Annotated in this window: 13 protein-coding genes and 1 pseudogene; 8 read left to right on the top strand and 6 right to left on the bottom strand. The window is 71.5% G+C overall.

The annotated features are described in order from the left end of the window. Positions 1 to 11: 11 nt before the first annotated feature. From ACGFR9_RS32755 to ACGFR9_RS32730, 6 genes are all read left to right on the top strand, one after another. Positions 12 to 794, top strand: coding sequence for a DeoR/GlpR family DNA-binding transcription regulator (locus ACGFR9_RS32755; RefSeq protein WP_030224508.1), 783 nt, complete (start codon positions 12 to 14; stop codon positions 792 to 794). A gap of 115 nt (positions 795 to 909) precedes the next feature. Then, positions 910 to 2,277, top strand: coding sequence for an ABC transporter substrate-binding protein (locus ACGFR9_RS32750; protein ID WP_393215949.1), 1,368 nt, complete (start codon positions 910 to 912; stop codon positions 2,275 to 2,277). Then, positions 2,274 to 3,218, top strand: coding sequence for a carbohydrate ABC transporter permease (locus ACGFR9_RS32745; RefSeq protein WP_393215946.1), 945 nt, complete (start codon positions 2,274 to 2,276; stop codon positions 3,216 to 3,218). Before ACGFR9_RS32750 ends, ACGFR9_RS32745 begins: the two co-directional genes overlap by 4 nt. After that, positions 3,218 to 4,093 (top strand): carbohydrate ABC transporter permease, encoded by an 876-nt coding sequence (locus ACGFR9_RS32740; RefSeq protein ID WP_030224514.1) that lies wholly within the window; start codon positions 3,218 to 3,220, stop codon positions 4,091 to 4,093. The genes ACGFR9_RS32745 and ACGFR9_RS32740 overlap by 1 nt, the downstream gene beginning before the upstream one ends. Next, positions 4,090 to 5,079 carry a zinc-dependent alcohol dehydrogenase family protein gene (locus ACGFR9_RS32735; RefSeq protein ID WP_393215943.1) on the top strand — a complete coding sequence of 330 codons (990 nt, stop codon included), beginning with the start codon at positions 4,090 to 4,092 and terminating at the stop codon, positions 5,077 to 5,079. Before ACGFR9_RS32740 ends, ACGFR9_RS32735 begins: the two co-directional genes overlap by 4 nt. Positions 5,080 to 5,257: 178 nt before the next feature. Further along, positions 5,258 to 6,418 carry a TerD family protein gene (locus ACGFR9_RS32730; protein WP_393216239.1) on the top strand — a complete coding sequence of 387 codons (1,161 nt, stop codon included), beginning with the start codon at positions 5,258 to 5,260 and terminating at the stop codon, positions 6,416 to 6,418. Positions 6,419 to 6,454: 36 nt separating this feature from the next. Here ACGFR9_RS32730 and ACGFR9_RS32725 read toward each other — a convergent pair whose 3' ends face one another. The 4 genes from ACGFR9_RS32725 to ACGFR9_RS32710 all read right to left on the bottom strand — a co-directional run bounded on the left by ACGFR9_RS32725 (position 6,455) and on the right by ACGFR9_RS32710 (position 12,186). Next, positions 6,455 to 7,030 carry a TetR/AcrR family transcriptional regulator gene (locus ACGFR9_RS32725; protein ID WP_393215941.1) on the bottom strand — a complete coding sequence of 192 codons (576 nt, stop codon included), beginning with the start codon at positions 7,028 to 7,030 and terminating at the stop codon, positions 6,455 to 6,457. 80 nt (positions 7,031 to 7,110) lie between these two features. Continuing rightward, on the bottom strand, positions 7,111 to 8,694 hold the full coding sequence (locus tag ACGFR9_RS32720) for a TROVE domain-containing protein (protein ID WP_393215938.1): 1,584 nt from the start codon (positions 8,692 to 8,694) through the stop codon (positions 7,111 to 7,113). Positions 8,695 to 9,175: 481 nt separating this feature from the next. Continuing rightward, positions 9,176 to 10,621 (bottom strand): alkaline phosphatase PhoX, encoded by a 1,446-nt coding sequence (locus tag ACGFR9_RS32715; RefSeq protein WP_393215935.1) that lies wholly within the window; start codon positions 10,619 to 10,621, stop codon positions 9,176 to 9,178. Positions 10,622 to 10,749: 128 nt separating this feature from the next. Continuing rightward, positions 10,750 to 12,186, bottom strand: coding sequence for a hypothetical protein (locus ACGFR9_RS32710; RefSeq protein WP_393215932.1), 1,437 nt, complete (start codon positions 12,184 to 12,186; stop codon positions 10,750 to 10,752). A 184-nt stretch (positions 12,187 to 12,370) separates the two neighbouring features. On the opposite strand from ACGFR9_RS32710, the gene ACGFR9_RS32705 reads away from it, so the two are divergent. Then, entirely contained in the window at positions 12,371 to 14,188 is a 1,818-nt protein-coding gene (locus tag ACGFR9_RS32705; RefSeq protein ID WP_393215929.1) for an endonuclease/exonuclease/phosphatase family protein, read from the top strand. Between the two features lie 126 nt (positions 14,189 to 14,314). On the opposite strand, the gene ACGFR9_RS32700 is transcribed toward ACGFR9_RS32705, so the two are convergent. Continuing rightward, a complete protein-coding gene (locus ACGFR9_RS32700; protein ID WP_393215926.1) occupies positions 14,315 to 14,662 on the bottom strand; it encodes a DUF3618 domain-containing protein in 348 nt (115 codons plus the stop codon). Further along, positions 14,659 to 15,075 (bottom strand): phage holin family protein, encoded by a 417-nt coding sequence (locus tag ACGFR9_RS32695; RefSeq protein WP_393215923.1) that lies wholly within the window; start codon positions 15,073 to 15,075, stop codon positions 14,659 to 14,661. Before ACGFR9_RS32695 ends, ACGFR9_RS32700 begins: the two co-directional genes overlap by 4 nt. Before the next feature lie 133 nt (positions 15,076 to 15,208). Here ACGFR9_RS32695 and dapA point away from each other — a divergent pair. After that, positions 15,209 to 16,096, top strand: a pseudogene (dapA, locus tag ACGFR9_RS32690) (4-hydroxy-tetrahydrodipicolinate synthase); the annotation flags it as partial. Between the last annotated feature and the right edge of the window lie 141 nt (positions 16,097 to 16,237).

Below are 16,237 nucleotides of genomic sequence, written 5' to 3'. Positions count from 1 at the left end.
GGGTGTCGCCGATGACGACGACCAGAGCGGCGCAGAGCGCCGAGGAACGCCAGCGCGAGATCGTTCGCCTGGCACGGGCCACCGGCTCCGTCGAGGTCACCGCCCTCGCCACCGATCTGGGCGTCGCCCGGGAGACCGTACGGCGGGACCTTCGGGTACTGGAGGACCACGGCCTGCTCCGCCGCACCCACGGCGGCGCCTGCCCGGTGGAGAGCGCCGGATTCGAGACGACCCTCGCCTTCCGCGCCACCAGCCACGTACCCGAGAAGCGCAGGATCGCGGCGGCCGCCGCCGAACTCCTCGGCGACGCCGAGACGGTCTTCGTCGACGAGGGCTTCACCCCGCAGCTCATCGCCGAGGCCCTGCCCCGGGACCGGCCGCTGACCGTGGTCACCGCGTCCCTGCCCACCGCCGGCGCCCTCGCCGAGACCGAGAACGTCTCCGTCCTGCTCCTCGGCGGCCGGGTCCGCTCCGGCACCCTGGCCACCGTCGACCACTGGACCACCAGGATGCTCGCCGGATTCGTCGTCGACCTGGCGTACATCGGCGCCAACGGCATCTCCCGTGAACACGGCCTGACCACCCCCGACCCCGCCGTCAGCGAGGTCAAGGCACAGGCCATCCGCTCGGCCCGGCGCTCGATCTTCGCCGGGGTGCACACCAAGTTCGGCGCGGTCAGCTTCTGCCGCTTCGCCGAGGTCGGCGCGCTCGAGGCGATCGTCACCAGCAACCTCCTCCCCGCCGCCGAGGCACACCGCCACTCCCTGCTCGGCCCGCAGGTCATCCGCGTCTGACGGCCGAGCCGCCCCGCCGCACCAGCACGTCCCCGAACCACCGGGCACACCTCCCCGGGTGAGCCCGTACGACCCCACAGCTCCCGTTTTGTTCAGATACGACCAGGAGTACCGCATGCGAACCGAGAGTCGACGCATATCCCGCAGCCTCTACGCCGTGGCCGCCTCGGCGGCGCTGATCACCCCGCTCGCCGCGTGCTCCGGCGCCGGCGGGTCCGGATCGTCGGACGGCCGCTCGATCAACGTCCTCATGGTGAACAACCCGCAGATGGTCGAGCTGCAGAAGCTCACCGCGGACAACTTCACCAAGGACACCGGCATCAAGGTGAACTTCACGGTGCTGCCGGAGAACGACGTCAGAGACAAGATCAGCCAGGACTTCGCGAACCAGGCGGGTCAGTACGACATCGCGACCCTCAGCAACTACGAGATCCCGATCTACGCCAAGAACGGCTGGCTCCACTCCCTGGACTCCTACGTCAAGGGCGACAAGGCCTTCGACCAGGACGACATCCTGCCCCCGATGACCGAGGCGCTCACCGCCGAGGACGGCAAGCTCTACGGCGAGCCCTTCTACGGCGAGTCCTCCTTCCTGATGTTCCGCAAGGACGTCCTGGAGAAGGAGGGGCTGAAGATGCCCGAGAAGCCCACCTGGACCCAGGTCGCCGACCTGGCCGCGAAGGTGGACGGCTCAGGCGCCGGAATGAAGGGCATCTGCCTGCGCGGCCTGCCCGGCTGGGGCGAGGTGACGGCCCCGCTCACCACGGTCGTCAACACCTTCGGCGGCACCTGGTTCGACGAGGACTGGACCGCCCGCCTGGACTCCAAGGAGTTCAAGGAGGCCACGAAGTTCTACGTCGACCTGGTCCGTGAGCACGGCGAGGCCGGCGCCGCCCAGTCCGGCTACGCCGAGTGCCTCAACAACATGACCCAGGGCAAGACCGCCATGTGGTACGACGCCACGGCCGGCGCCGGCTCGCTGGAGGCCGAGGGCTCCCCGGTCAAGGGCAAGATCGGCTACGTGCCCGCGCCGGTCGAGAAGACCGACAGCTCCGGCTGGCTCTACACCTGGGCGTGGGGCATCCAGAAGTCGTCCGACAACGCCGAGGACGCCTGGAAGTTCATCTCGTGGGCGTCCGGCAAGGAGTACGAGAAGCTCGTCGGCGAGAAGATCGGCTGGTCGAACGTGCCGGCCGGCAAGCGCGCCTCGACCTACGACATCCCGGAGTACCGCGAGCAGGCCGGCGCCTTCGCCGACGTCACCCGTGACGCCATCGCGAGCGCCAAGCCGGAGGACCCGGGCGTGCAGCCCCGGCCCGCGCCCGGCATCCAGTTCGTCGGCATCCCCGAGTTCACCGACCTCGGTACCAAGTTCTCCCAGGAGATCAGCTCCGCCATCGCCGGCCGCCAGTCGGTGGAGGACGCGCTGGCCAAGGCCCAGAAGCTCGCCGAGGCCGTCGCCGAGAAGTACGAGGCGTCATGACGCTGACGAAGACCGACCGGGTCGCCGCCGCTCCTGGGGGAGCGGCGGCCCCGCCGCCGAACCGTATCCGCGCCTGGGCCACCCGGGCGCCCCTGCTGCCCGCGCTGATCTTCATGATCGTCGTGACGCAGCTGCCCTTCGTGGCCACCCTGGTGATCTCGTTCTTCGACTGGAACGCGCTCTACCCGGACGACCGCCAGTTCGCCGGATTCTCCAACTACGGCGATGTGCTGAGCGACCCCGCCCTGCGGAAGTCGATCTGGACGACCATCCTTCTCACGGTCACCGTGGTGCTGGTGAGCCTGCTCCTCGGGCTGCTGCTCGCGCTGCTCCTCGACCGCCGCTTCCGCGGCCGGGCGGCGGTGCGCACCATGCTCATCGCGCCGTTCCTGCTGGTCCCGGTGGCCGCCGCGCTGCTGTGGAAGCACGTGCTCTTCAACCCGGAGTACGGCCTGTTCAACGGCATCCTGAACGCGATCGGCGGCGAAGGTGCCGCACAGCCGGACTGGATCTCCGAGATGCCGCTGATGGCGGTGGAGGCCTCGCTGGTCTGGCAGTGGACGCCGTTCATGATGCTGATCCTGCTCGCCGGACTGCAGAGCCGGGACTCCCAGCTGATCGAGGCCGCCCGGATGGACGGCGCGAGCGACTGGCAGGTGTTCGTCCACATCACGCTGCCGCATCTGCGCCGCTACCTCGAACTGGGCGTCCTGCTCGGCTCGATCTACATCGTGCAGAACTTCGACGCGGTGTTCACCATCACCTCCGGAGGCCTGGGCACCGCCAACCTGCCCTACACGATCTACCAGACCTTCTACCAGGCGCACGAGAACGGTCTCGCCTCCGCGGCGGGCGTCATCGTCGTCATCGGGTCGATCATCCTGGCGACCTTCGCGCTGCGCGTCGTGTCGTCGCTGTTCCGCGAGGAGGTGTCCCGCTGATGACCACCGTCGCCACCGCCACAAAGACCGTGTCCACCCGGCCGGGACGGCCGGGCAGGCTCCGGGCGAGCGCCCTGGGCATCCTGGCCTGGCTGGCCGGACTCGCCTTCGTGGCACCCCTGTTGTGGATGGTCCTCACGTCCTTCCACTCCGAGGCCGACGCGGCGACCAACCCGCCCTCGGTGACCGCCCCGCTGACACTGGACAGCTACCGGGAGTTCTTCGGCCTGACCGGCGGCGCCAGCCCCTGGCCCGCGATGATCAACTCCATGACCGCCTCGGTGGTCTCCACGCTGCTGACCCTGCTCCTGGCCGTGCCCGCCGCGTACGCCCTGTCCATCCGGCCGGTGAAGAAGTGGACCGACGTCCTCTTCTTCTTCCTGTCCACCAAGATGCTGCCGCTGGTGGCCGGCCTGCTCCCCATCTACCTGTTCGCCAAGAACACGGGCCTGCTCGACAACATCTGGGCGCTCGTCATCCTCTATACGGCGATGAATCTGCCGATCGCGGTCTGGATGATGCAGTCCTTCCTCGCGGAGGTGCCGGTCGCGATCATCGAGGCGGCCCAGATCGACGGGGCGAAACTGCCCACCGTCCTCGGCCGCGTCGTCGCCCCCATCGCCCTGCCCGGCATCGCGGCGACCGCCCTGATCTGCTTCATCTTCAGCTGGAACGAACTGCTGTTCGCCCGGGTCCTGACGGGTGTGGTGGCCGAGACCGCCCCCGTCTTCCTGACCGGCTTCATCACCAGCCAGGGCCTCTTCCTGGCCAAGGTGTGCGCCGCGTCGCTCGTCATCTCCCTGCCGGTGCTCGCCGCGGGGTTCGCCGCCCAGGACAAACTCGTCCAGGGCCTGTCGTTGGGAGCCGTGAAATGAAGGCCGCCGTCATCGAGTCCGTGGGCAAGGCCGTCGTCACCGAGGTCCCGGACCCGACGCCAGGGCCGCGCGACGTCGTCGTCGAGGTCGCCGCGTGCGGGCTGTGCGGCACGGATCTGCACATCCTCCAGGGCGAGTTCGCGCCCAAGCTGCCGATCGTGCCCGGGCACGAGTTCGCCGGCGAGGTCGTCGGGATCGGCTCCCAGGTCACCGAGGTGTCGCTCGGCGATCAGGTGGCGGTGGACCCCTCCCTGTACTGCCACGAGTGCCGCTACTGCCGCGTCGGCCACAACAACATGTGCGAGCGCTGGGCCGCGATCGGCGTCACCACGGCGGGCGGCGCCGCCCAGTACGCGGTGGCGCCCGTGGCGAACTGCGTGAAGCTCCCCGAGCATGTCCGCACCCAGGACGCGGCGCTGATCGAGCCCCTCTCCTGCGCGGTGCGCGGCTACGACGTGCTCCAGTCGCGCCTCGGCGCCCACGTCCTGATCTACGGGTCCGGGACCATGGGCCTGATGATGCTGGAGCTGGCCAAGCGGACGGGCGCGGCGAGCGTCGACATGGTGGACCTGAACCCGGCGCGGCTGGAGACGGCGCGGTCGCTGGGGGTCTCCGGGTCGGCGGCGACCCCGGACGAGCTCGACCGTCCGCAGGGCTGGGACCTCGTCATCGACGCGACGGGGAACGCGGCGGCGATCCAGGACGGGCTGGAGCGGGTGGCCAAGGCGGGAACGTTCCTGCAGTTCGGTGTCGCCGACTATGCGACACGTGTGCAGATCGATCCGTACCGGATCTACAACCAGGAGATCACGATCACGGGGTCCATGGCCGTGCTGCACAGCTATGAGCGGGCGGCGGAGCTGTTCGCCGGGGGTGTGCTGGACCCGGACGTCTTCATCAGCGACCGGGTCCCGCTGGACCAGTACCCCGCGGCCCTGGACCAGTTCGCGTCGGGCGTGGGCCGGAAGATCGTGGTGGTGCCGTAGGGGTAACGCCGGAGGGGCTGACTCAGCCCCTCCGGCGTTTGAGGAGCGGGGTCTGGGGCGGAGCCCCAGGTTCGGGACGGGAAGGGGCGGCGGGGGCGAGCACGAAACCTCTGACCCGATCGGGGCACAGGTAAGGGAACGGTAAAACAACCTCGCTCGTTCACCCGGCATGACCGCTATGACCCCCGGCTCGAACATCCCTCTCCCCACCGCCCACATCGCGGTGGACGTCGCCGCCCCCGTGCGCCTCGACGTTTCGGGCCTCCTCCTCACCGCCGACGGCAAGGTCCGCTCCGACGCCGACTTCATCTTCTACAACCAGCCGAGCGGCCCCGGCGTGACCTACCGTCCCGACGGCATCACGGTCGACACCACGGCCGTACCCCCCGGCATCGAGAAGATCGTCGTCACCGCCAGCCCCGACGCCGCCGGCCAGTCCTTCCAGGGCATCGAACCCACCGCCACCATCCGCAACACGGACGACAACTCGGTCCTGGCCACCTTCACTCCCCCGCGCCTCGGCACCGAGACGGCGCTGGTGATCGTCGAGGTCTATCTGCGCAACGGCGCCTGGAAGGCCCGGGCCGTCGGCCAGGGATACGCCAACGGCCTGGCCGGCATCGCCACCGACTTCGGCGTCACGGTCGAGGAACCGGCGGCCCCCGCCCAGCCGGCGGCTCCCGCCCAGCCGGCGGCCGCCCCGCAGGCACCCCCGATGCCGGCCACACCCCCCGCGGCCCCCGCCCCCGCCCCCGGCACGGGGAAGATCAACCTCGACAAGGGCCGCGTCAGCCTCCAGAAGAACCAGACCGTCTCCCTGATCAAGGGCGGCCAGCCCCTGCTGTCCCAGGTCAAGATGGGCCTCGGCTGGGAGCCGGCCTACCGCGGCAAGGACATCGACCTGGACGCCTCGGTCATCGCCTACGGCCCGCAGCGCAACCACATCGACAGCTGCTACTTCGGCAAGCTGCAGATCGTGAACGGCGCGATCCGTCACTCCGGCGACAACCTCACCGGTGAGGGCGGCGGGGACGACGAGGTGATCACCGTCGACCTGGGCCGGCTCCCGACGGACGTCACCGGCCTGGTGTTCACGGTCAACTCGTTCTCCGGCCAGAAGTTCACCGAGGTCGCCAAGGCGTACTGCCGTCTGCTGGACGCCACGACGGGCGAGGAGCTGGTCCGCTTCGACCTCACCGGCGCCGAGGCCCAGACGGGCGTCATCATGGCGAAGCTGATCCGCCAGTTCTCCGGCGAGTGGGAGATGACCGCGATGGGCGACTTCGTGAAGTCGCGCACGGTACGCGGGATGGTGAAGCCGGCCGCCCAGGCGCTGTGACGGCGACCGCTGCCGCGAGCCGCGGGGCGTCCCCGCTCAGGGGGCGCCCGGGGCCCGCAGCCCGGTCATCAGCAGTTCCAGATACCGGCGGATCCGCCGGATCTGCTCGGCCTCCCCGCCCGCCGGCCCGGCGGCCGTCGCCACGCCGTGGGCCAGCCGCAGTACATCGTCCGGCTCGACGTCCCGGCGCAGCACCCCCGCCTCGCGCGCCGACCCCACCAGCCGGGACATGGCGCTCTTCAGCGGGTCGCAGCACTCCGTGTCACCGCCCCCGACGGCGGAGCCCAGCAGCGCGCACAGTCCCCGGATCCGGAGCATCCCGGCGCCGAGTTCGTTCAGCCACTCCACCAGCGCCTCGCCCGGCGGCAGCCGGCCGGCCAGTTCACCGGCCCGCGCCGCGATCGAGTCGATGCGGTCGACGTAGGCGGCCTCCAGCAGCGCCTGGCGGGTCGGGAAGTGCCGGTAGAGGGTGCCGGAGCCGACGCCCGCCCGCTTGGCGATGTCGTCGAGCGAGGCACCCTCGCCGTGCGCGGCGAACGCCTCCACCGCGGCCCGCAGCAGCAGTTCACGGTTGCGGCGGGCGTCCGCACGCATGGACCTGACCTGCGTCATCAGCCACTCCTCGGACCCGGGACCCCTCCCCGTACCCTACCGAGCGGGGTACGGGGAGGGCCCAAGACCGGGTCGGGCCCTCACGCGGCCCACGGCCAGTCCGCGTCCCGGCCGGCCTCCAGCAGCGGCACCATCCGGAAGGCCGCGTCCGACAGCCCCCCGAAGGTGTGCCGGTTCGCCGTGCCCGACGGGCCCTGACCCGCCCGGTACCCGGCCAGGTTCCAGGTGTAGACCGGCACATCGGCCGGGACCTGCTCGGTCGGGTCGCCGTGCCGGCTGTAGGCGTACTGCTCGTCGGTGACGATCAGCACCCGGTCGTGCCGTGCGTAGTGCCGGCGCACCGCCTCGGTGGTGTCGGTGCCGCCGAGGTCCCCGAACCGGCCGAGGATCTTCAGCACCGACTCGCCCCGGCGGAACGGCACCGGCTTGCTGGTCGAGCCGAACTCGACCAGGTCCGCCTTGTCGGCCCGCAGCGCCAGCGCCGTACCGAAGACCGCCGCGGCGTCCGCGCGGGTGAGTTCGGAGCGGTCCGACATCCGCGAGTAGAACATCGAGCCCGACCGGTCGACGAGGACCAGGGTGCGGCCCGGCAGCGCGGGCACGTTGGCCAGCGAGTGACCGAGCGCCCGCTCCAGCGGGTACGACCAGCGCAGCGACGGCGCGTGCCGGTACGCGGCGAGGAACCGGAAGGGGAACTGCCGCGACCGCGCGACCTCCGCGGGGTCGGCGATCCGGGCGGCGACCCGCGCCGCCGCCTCGTCCGAGACCCCGGCCTCGTCGAAGTTGCGCAGGTTACGGACGAGAGCCATGGTTCCCATGGACGGGATCACCGATTCCCAGGCCGCCTTGTCCATCGGCCCCTGGAGCCAGCCCGCCAGCGCCTCCCAGGTGAGGCCCGCGGCGGCGAGCCGCTCGGCCCCGTCGGGTGCGGTGACGACCGCGCGCCGCTCCTCGACGGGCAGCGCCATCAGCTCGCGGTGCGCGGTGAGGACATGGTTCGAGGCGGGCGGCACCGCGGTGTCCGGGTTGTGCCGGCGGTCGAGGGCGTACCGGAACAGCTCGCCCTGCCACGGCTTGTCCGGGTCGGGCGCCGCGTGCACCAGGTTGAGGATGTCGCCGAAGCGGTAGCCCTTGGACGCGGTGTCGTACTTCAGCAGGGACCGGCCCCCGTACAGCCGTCGTACGGCGTCGGCGACACCGCGCTTGACCGGCTTCGGGATGCTCCGCCCGTACCGGGCCGTCCAGTAGGCGAGGAGTTCACCGGGCTCGTCGGGCCTGCGCAGTACGGAGTCGACGACCTGACGGTTCGACGGGCCGTCGGTCGCGCCGGCGTCGAGACGGGCCTTGACGTACTCGGCGGCGCCCACGATCGACGCGGTGCGCAGGTTGCCCTCGCCACGCAGCCAGCCCAGCAGCCCGGCCGTCCAGGACGGGTCGCTCACGGCGAGTTCGCGCACGAGTGCCGCGAACCGGTCGTCACGGTCGTCGCCGGTCTCGTAATAGGTCTGCTGCGTCACGAAATTGGAGAGGGCGAGCAGGAAGAGTTCGCCGCGCGGCTCCCGCTCGCGGCCCCGGCCGCCCTCGTAGGTGCGCAGCACACGGCCGGTCGACGTCACTCGCGACGCCGGCTGCGCCTTGGCGGCCCGGGTGTTGAATCGCGCCATGGTGAAATTCCCCCGAATTCCTGTCCGTTGTGGAGGGAGGCGCGACAAAGGAGGGTGCCCGAGAAACGAGTCGGCGGCGGAGACAAGTCAGGCGCGTCTTCCCATTCCGCCACACCGGCCCGAAGCCGATGACGGGATTCGAACCCGCAGTGAACCCGATCCGAGAAGTATCCGCTGCCTGCGCACCGGGCACCCACCGAATGCCGCACGTCCCGAGATCAATTCGGCGGCGGCCTGGATTCGATCGCAACGAAGGAGCCGTCGCCCGCGCACCGGGAGGTGCATGAAGTTGTAGGTGTCCAGAGATCGAGGCCGGCGGAACCGACAGTGGTGCTCTAGCCCCTGAGCTACACCGGCAAGTTGTGCCGGCGACGGGACTCGAACCCGTGACCGCCCCATAATGAGTGGAAGTAGGTCCTGCCTTCGCACCTGGACGTGCATCACTCTAGGAGGGCGGCCCTCGACCGGGCGAGCGAATTAATCAGCGGCGCTTCTGCCGCTTCCAGGGACCGGTGATGGCGAGCATGATGCCCGGTTCCTGGATGTTGGCAAACAGGGTCTTCCCGTCGGGCGAGAAGGTGACGCCGGTGAATTCGCTGAACTCGGGTTCCTCCTCGGTGCCGATGTTCAGTTCGTTCCGGGCGAGGGGATAGGTGCGTCCGCTGTCGGTGGCCCCGAACAGATGCTGCACGCCTTCCCCGTCCTCGGCGATGATCAGGCCGCCGTACGGCGAGACGGTGATGTTGTCGGGGCCGTCGAGGGCGCCGTCCTTCGCCGGGTCCCGGTTGACGCCGAGCAGCACCTTGAGGGTGAGGGTGCGGTGCCGGGGGTCGTAGAACCAGACCTGCCCGTCGTGCCGCACGGGGCTCTCCTCACGGGCGTAGGAGGAGACGATGTACGCCCCGCCGTCGCCCCACCACATGCCCTCCAGTTTGCGGGCGCGGGTGACCTCGCCGTCCTCGAACTGCTCGCGCACGTCGGTGGTCCGGGCGTCGCGGTCGGGTACGTCCACCCAGTCGACGCCGTACACGGTGCCCGTTCTCGTGGCGCGGGAGAGGTCGTCGACGTAACGGCCGCCGGAGTCGTAGCACTTGGGCGCCTGGAGGAGGCCGGCGTCGCCGGCGAGGGTGCGCAGGGCGCGGGGGCCGTGGCGGAAGCCCTCGGGCGGGGTCCAGCGGTAGAACAGGCCGTTGGGTTCGTCGGCGTCCTCGGTGAGGTAGGCGTGGCCGCGCCCGGCGTCGATGACGACGGCCTCGTGCTCGTAACGGCCGAAGAACTTCAGCGGCTTGGGGTCGCGGTTGGCGCGCCGGTCGGCGGGGTCGACCTCGAAGACATAGCCGTGGTCCTTGGTCATGCCGTTCTCGCCGGCCCGGTCGGAGTTCTCCTCGCAGGTGAGCCAGGTGCCCCACGGGGTGGTGCCGCCGGCGCAGTTCTGGGCGGTGCCGGCGATGCCGACCCATTCGGCGACACCGCCGTCGGGGCGGACCTCGACGACGGTGCAGCCGCCGGGCGCGGCCGGGTCGTACACCAGGCCCTCGGCGAGCGGGACCGGGAACTCGACCTCGTCGCGGGGGCCGTCGATCTCGTGGTTGTTGACCAGGAGGGTGCTGCCCCGCGGTCCGGGGAAGGCGGCGGTGCCGTCGTGGTCGGCCGGGGTGAACTCCCCCGACTCCAGGCGGGTTCTGCCGCTCCGGGTGAGCACACGGTACGAGAACCCGGCGGGCAGGGCCAGCAGTCCGGCGGGATCGGCGAGGAGCGGCCCGTACCCGACCCCGCCGTGCCGCCCGGTCTCCTCGTCCGCGCCGGCGGTGCCGGTGGTGGCGAGGGCGTGGGGTGCGGAGGCGAGGGCGGCCACACTGCCCGCCAGCGCGACACCGGCACCGGCGACCGCGGACGTCCTGGTGAAGTCCCTGCGGGTGAGCGACATGCTGTCTCCTGTGACGTGGGCCGTGCGGGCGTGACGAACCCGTGCGCCCGTCACGCTCCCGCCCCTGCCTGAACGCCGGTTGAACACCGGCGGTCACGGGACTTCTCGCTTCCGTGAACCGCGCGGGCTCAGCCCCCGTGCTGCGACCGGGCCTTGAACGCGGCCTTCCGCGCCTCCTTGGCGATCCGCTTGTCGGGGTGCAGCCGTCCCATGGCCTCCAGTACGTCGGCGGTGGCCGGGTGCTCCACGCGCCAGGCCGTGTCGAAGAAGCCGCTGTGCTGCCGTGCCAGCCCTTCCACCAGGGAGCGCAGTTCCTCGGAGTTGCCCTCGGCGGCGAGCTGGGCGGCGACCGTGTCGATGGTCAGCCAGAAGATCAGGCTCTGGGACGGCGCCGGCACATCGGCGGCCCCGTGTTCGGCCAGCCACACCCGGGCCAGCCCGCCGAGCTCGGGGTCGTCGAGCACCTCCCGCAGCGCGGGCTGCGCCGAGGCGCCGACCAGCGACAGCGCCTGCTGGCAGCGCAGCCGCCGCAGCGGCGCCCCCTCGTCCACGCCCCGTGCCGCGGCCAGCAGCTCGCGGGCGGCGGCGAGCGGATCACGCCGCTCCAGCCACTGCACGGTCTCCGCGTGGGCGGCGGCGGGCGGGAAGACCGCGGTGCCGTCGAGGAGGGCGTCCGCGCCCTTGTCCACCAGGTCGCCCACCGCCGGTGCCCCGAACCCGGCCTCCAGCAGCCGGGCGCGCAGCCCGTACAACCCGAGGGGGGTCAGCCGCACCATGCCGTAACGGGAGACGTCGGTCTCGTCCACCGGCGCGGCGGGTTCCTCGCCGGCGTCGGCCATCAGCGCCTCGTCCACGGGCGTGTAGGCGACGAGCCCGGCCGGCTCCAGCATGCGGAACTGGTCGTCCAGCCGCATCATGGCGTCGGAGACCTGCTCCAGGACGTCGTTGGTGGGTTCGGCCATGTCATCGGGCACGATCACGGACGCGGCCAGCGCGGGCAGCGGCACCGGCGCCGCGGTCCCGGTCTCGTCCCCCACGGTCAGCAGGTACAGGTTTCCGAGCACCCCGTCCAGGAAGTCGGCCTCGGCGTCGGGATCCCAGTCCAGGGCGCCGAGGTCGACCTCCCCCGAGCCCTCGCCGTCGGCGAGGGCGTCGACCAGCCCGCCCAGATCGGGCACGCTCGCGTCCGCGAGCACGGTCTCCAGAGCCGCGAGCCACACCTCGAGCACGTCCTGCGGCGCACCCCCGGTGAGCGCGGCGAGGGCGCCTCCCGCCGTGACCGTCCCCTCCTCCTCGTCGATCACCTCGACGAGCCCGGCGTCCACGGCGACACGCCAGGCCTCGCTGGCGTCCGCCGCGGCGTCGTCCCCGGTGAGCCCCAGTTCGGCGGCGGCCGCGGGCAGTTGCTCGTCGACGAGGCCGCCCCCGGCGTCGACCCGGGTGTCCGCCCCGGCCCAGCGGGCGAGCCGGGCGGCCCGGGACAGCAGCGGGGTGGACAGGGCGTCGCGCGCCAGCTCCGCCTCGGGACGCAGCCGCGCGGGCGGCAGGATGGAGCTGTCTGACATCGGCTGTTTCTCCTAGGACCTCTCACGTCTCAACAACTCAGCCTAGACGGATTTCCACCCATGCCGCCCGCTTCCTCTCCTCCTCGGAGTGCGTACATGGCCGAAACCTTGACAAGTGGCCTGGCCCGGCTGGAGATTGACGCGCGTAGAAATGGCGGGTCACACGATTCCCGGAGGAATTCCGTTGCCGAGCAAGTCGTCCGCGCGCCTCGCCGCGCTCACCGTCGCCGCCGTGTGCTGCGCGGCGTCCGCCGTCGTCCTCACGACTCCCGCGCACGCCGACACGGTGCGCGTCCATGACATCCAGGGCGGCACCCGCACCTCGCCGCTGGCGGGCCGGCAGGTCACCGACGTGACCGGGATCGTCACCGGTGTCCGCGCCTACGGCTCGTCCCGCGGCTTCTGGATCCAGGATCCCGCCCCCGACGCCGACCCGGCCACCAGCGAGGGTGTCTTCGTCTTCACGAGCTCCACGCCGAAGGGTGTCGCGGTGGGCGACGCCGTGACGGTCTCCGGCACGGTCTCGGAGTACGTCCCCGGCGGCACGTCCTCCGGGAACCAGTCCCTGACGGAGATCACCCGCCCCACCTTCACGGTCGTCTCCAGCGGCAACCCCCTCCCCGCCCCCACCCGGCTCGACGCACGCTCGGTCCCGGCCGCCTACACCGCCGAACCGAACGGCTCGGTCAACGCGCTCCCCCTGCGCCCCGACAGGTACGCCCTGGACCTCTACGAGTCCCTGGAGGGCATGACCGTACAGGTGGCGGACACCCGCGTCGTGGGCGCCACCGACCCGTACACCGAACTCTGGGTCACGGTGAAGCCGCACGAGCACCGCAACCAGCGCGGCGGCACGGTCTACGGCTCCTACGACGCCCAGAACACCGGCCGCCTCCAGATCCAGTCGCTGGGCCAGGCGGCCGACTTCCCCGACGCGAACGTCGGCGACACCCTCGCCGGAAGGACCACGGGCCCCCTGGACTACAACCAGTTCGGCGGCTACACCCTGGTGGCCGGCGAACTGGGCACCCTGAGGCCCGGGAACCTGCACCGTGAGTCGACGCGAACCCAGCACACCGCCGAACTGGCCATCGCGACGTACAACGTCGAGAACCTGGACCCCTCCGACGGCACCTTCGCCGCCCACGCCGCCGCGATCGTGAACAACCTCAAGTCCCCCGACATCGTGTCCCTGGAGGAGATCCAGGACAACAACGGCGCCACGGACGACGGCACGGTCGCGGCCGATCGGACGATGGCCGGGCTGATCGACGCCATCGAGGCGGCGGGCGGACCCCGCTACGACTGGCGCTCCATCGACCCCGCCGACAAGCAGGACGGCGGCGAACCGGGCGGCAACATCCGCCAGGCCTTCCTCTTCAACCCCGCGAGGGTCTCCTTCACCGACCGCGCGGGCGGCGACGCCACCACGCCCACCGACATCACGAAGATCCGGGGCAGGGCGGCCCTGACCCTCTCCCCCGGCCGTATCGACCCGGGCTCCGAGGCCTTCACCGACAGCCGCAAGCCCCTGGCCGGCGAGTTCACCTTCCGGGGCCGCACGGTGGTCGTCATCGCCAACCACTTCGCCTCCAAGGGCGGCGACCAGGGCCTGACATCGCAGTACCAGCCCCCGTCCCGCAGCTCGGAGACCCAGCGTCACCTCCAGGCGAAGGCGGTACACGACTTCACGGCGAAGATCCTCGAGGCACAGAAGAACGCCGCCGTGGTGGCCCTGGGCGACATCAACGATTTCGAGTTCTCCAGGACCACGGAACTCCTCGAAGGCGGGAACACCCTCTGGTCGGCGATCAAGTCCCTCCCCCGCTCGGAGCGTTACTCGTACGTGTACCAGGGCAACAGCCAGGCCCTGGACCAGATCCTGATCAGCCCGTCGATCAGGCGGGGCCACCGCTTCAGCTACGACAGCGTGCACATCAACGCGGAGTTCCACGACCAGGTCAGCGACCACGACCCGCAGGTGCTCCGCTTCCGCCCGTAGGGAAGCTCAACCCGCCCGTGACGTGGGGGCCGGGGCGGGGCCGGGGTACCCACCCCGGCCCCGCCCCACCCCGAAGCCGAGGGCGCCGCGCGCACCCTCACCGCACCGGAAGTCGCGCCGCGGGCATCAGCACCGATGGCGCCGCACCATCACGCCGGCGACCACCACCCCCACCACCGCGGAGCCGATGAGCACCGGCTTCCGGTACCGCGCCCCCGCCGCCCCCGCACTGCTCCGCATCTGCACGGTCATCGCCCCGGCCCGGTCACGGAGGTCGTCGGCCCGCGCCCGAGCACGCGCCTTCACGTCCATCTTCCCGGCCAACTCCTCCACGGTGTCGCCGAGTTCGTGACGTGTCCGCTCGATCTCCCGGCGCAGCTCGTCCGGCCCCTTGGCTCCGCGCCCGGCGGCCTCGGCCTCCGCGGCGGCGTCCAGATGGGCCCCGGACCCCGCGCGCCTCACGTCGTGCGTCATCGGTGCGCCCTTCCCTTGATCTCCTCGACATCGGCCTTCACGCTGCCCATGGTCCGCTCGGGCTTGGGCGGCGTGGCCCGGCGCAACTGCCCCCGGCCCGCCAGCGCCAGCACACCGGCGATGAGGAACAGCGCCCCGGTGACGATCAGCGCCGCCGCCCACAGCGGCAGTACGAGATCCAGCGCAACGACACCGGTGGCGGCCATCGCGAGCAGTCCGGCGTAGCCGAAGGCCCCCGCCGCGCCCAGCATCCCGCCGCCGAGCCCCGCGCGGCGCCCCTTCTCCGCCAGTTCCTCCTTGGCGAGCGTCACTTCCTGCCGTGCCAGCCGCGAGATCTGTTCGGTGGCCTGTCCGACGAGTTCACCCACACTGTGCTCGTCACGTACCGGCCGTCGCTCGATGGTTCCGGTCACGATGCGCCTCCTCTCGGGATCGGGCCCCCCGAGTACCCCTCCCTCAGGGGCGCTATCCATACAGGAACGCTTACTGGTAAAGGCCAGAACATTTAAGTAGACCTACGCCGACCATCCGCCCGACACTACCCGCATGACCCCACCGCCCTCCGCCCCCTTGGGCCGCACCCTGTGCGCGATGATCACCCCGTTCACCCCCACCGGCGCACTCGACCTCGACGGCGCCCAGCGTCTCGCCGACCATCTGGTCACCGAAGGCTGCGACGGCCTGGTCCTCTCGGGAACCACGGGCGAGTCCCCCACCACCACCGACGCGGAGAAGTCGTCCCTGATCCGGGCGGTCCGCGAGGCGATCGGCACGCGCGCCACGATCGTCGCCGGCATCGGCACCCCCGACACCGCGCACACCACGCACCTCGCCCGGGAGGCGGAGAAGTCGGGCGCGGACGCCCTGCTCGCGGTGGCCCCGTACTACAGCCGCCCCCCGCAGGACGCGATCGAGGCGCACTTCCTCACCGTCGCCGACGCGACGGACCTCCCCCTCGTCCTGTACGACATCCCGTCCCGTACAGGAGTCCGCATCGAACCGGCGACGATCCTCCGCCTCGCGGACCACCCCCGCGTCAAGGCGGTCAAGGACTGCTCGTACGACTTCCTGGCCGCGCAGACACTGATGTCCCGGACGGACCTCGCGTACTACGCGGGCTGCGACGAACACAACCTGGCCCTCTACTCGGTGGGCGCCGCCGGCTGCGTCAGCACGGTCGCCAACGTGGCCCCGGCCCACATCCGCGCGGTCCTGGACGCCTACGACGCGGGTGACACGAGAAGGGCGACCCGCCTCCAGCACCGCCTGACCCCCCTCATCGAGGCGATGATGGCGAAGGGCCTGCCCGGCACGGTCACAGCGAAGGCGCTCCTCCCCACGCTGGGTCTCCCGGCGGGCCCGGTGCGCCCGCCACTGAAGCCGGCCGACCGCGCGACGACCGCCGGACTCGAGGCGGCGTACGGGAACCTGACAGCCGCTCGGCCGGAGACGGAAGGGGGGCGGGCCCGGGGGGGGGGGGGGCCGCCCCCCCCCCCGCGCCCCCCCACCCCCCCCCCCCCGCCCGCCCCCCCCCACCCCCCGGGGGTTTACAAAAGACGCGGGGCGGGGGGGGCG

This window comes from Streptomyces sp. NPDC048584 (genome assembly GCF_043199595.1).
Classification (GTDB): domain Bacteria; phylum Actinomycetota; class Actinomycetes; order Streptomycetales; family Streptomycetaceae; genus Streptomyces; species Streptomyces edwardsiae.
Note: the sequence above shows the minus strand (reverse complement) of the source record. Positions and strands in the feature narration are given on the sequence as shown.

What these genes read in the sequence shown, in the direction of transcription:
- ACGFR9_RS32755 (WP_030224508.1), top strand. Translation starts at nt 12, where the DNA reads ATGACGACGACCAGAGCGGCGCAGAGCGCCGAGGAACGCCAGCGCGAG.
- ACGFR9_RS32750 (WP_393215949.1), top strand. Translation starts at nt 910, where the DNA reads ATGCGAACCGAGAGTCGACGCATATCCCGCAGCCTCTACGCCGTGGCC.
- ACGFR9_RS32745 (WP_393215946.1), top strand. Translation starts at nt 2,274, where the DNA reads ATGACGCTGACGAAGACCGACCGGGTCGCCGCCGCTCCTGGGGGAGCG.
- ACGFR9_RS32740 (WP_030224514.1), top strand. Translation starts at nt 3,218, where the DNA reads ATGACCACCGTCGCCACCGCCACAAAGACCGTGTCCACCCGGCCGGGA.
- ACGFR9_RS32735 (WP_393215943.1), top strand. Translation starts at nt 4,090, where the DNA reads ATGAAGGCCGCCGTCATCGAGTCCGTGGGCAAGGCCGTCGTCACCGAG.
- ACGFR9_RS32730 (WP_393216239.1), top strand. Translation starts at nt 5,258, where the DNA reads ATGACCCCCGGCTCGAACATCCCTCTCCCCACCGCCCACATCGCGGTG.
- ACGFR9_RS32725 (WP_393215941.1), bottom strand. Translation starts at nt 7,030, where the DNA reads ATGACGCAGGTCAGGTCCATGCGTGCGGACGCCCGCCGCAACCGTGAA.
- ACGFR9_RS32720 (WP_393215938.1), bottom strand. Translation starts at nt 8,694, where the DNA reads ATGGCGCGATTCAACACCCGGGCCGCCAAGGCGCAGCCGGCGTCGCGA.
- ACGFR9_RS32715 (WP_393215935.1), bottom strand. Translation starts at nt 10,621, where the DNA reads ATGTCGCTCACCCGCAGGGACTTCACCAGGACGTCCGCGGTCGCCGGT.
- ACGFR9_RS32710 (WP_393215932.1), bottom strand. Translation starts at nt 12,186, where the DNA reads ATGTCAGACAGCTCCATCCTGCCGCCCGCGCGGCTGCGTCCCGAGGCG.
- ACGFR9_RS32700 (WP_393215926.1), bottom strand. Translation starts at nt 14,662, where the DNA reads ATGACGCACGACGTGAGGCGCGCGGGGTCCGGGGCCCATCTGGACGCC.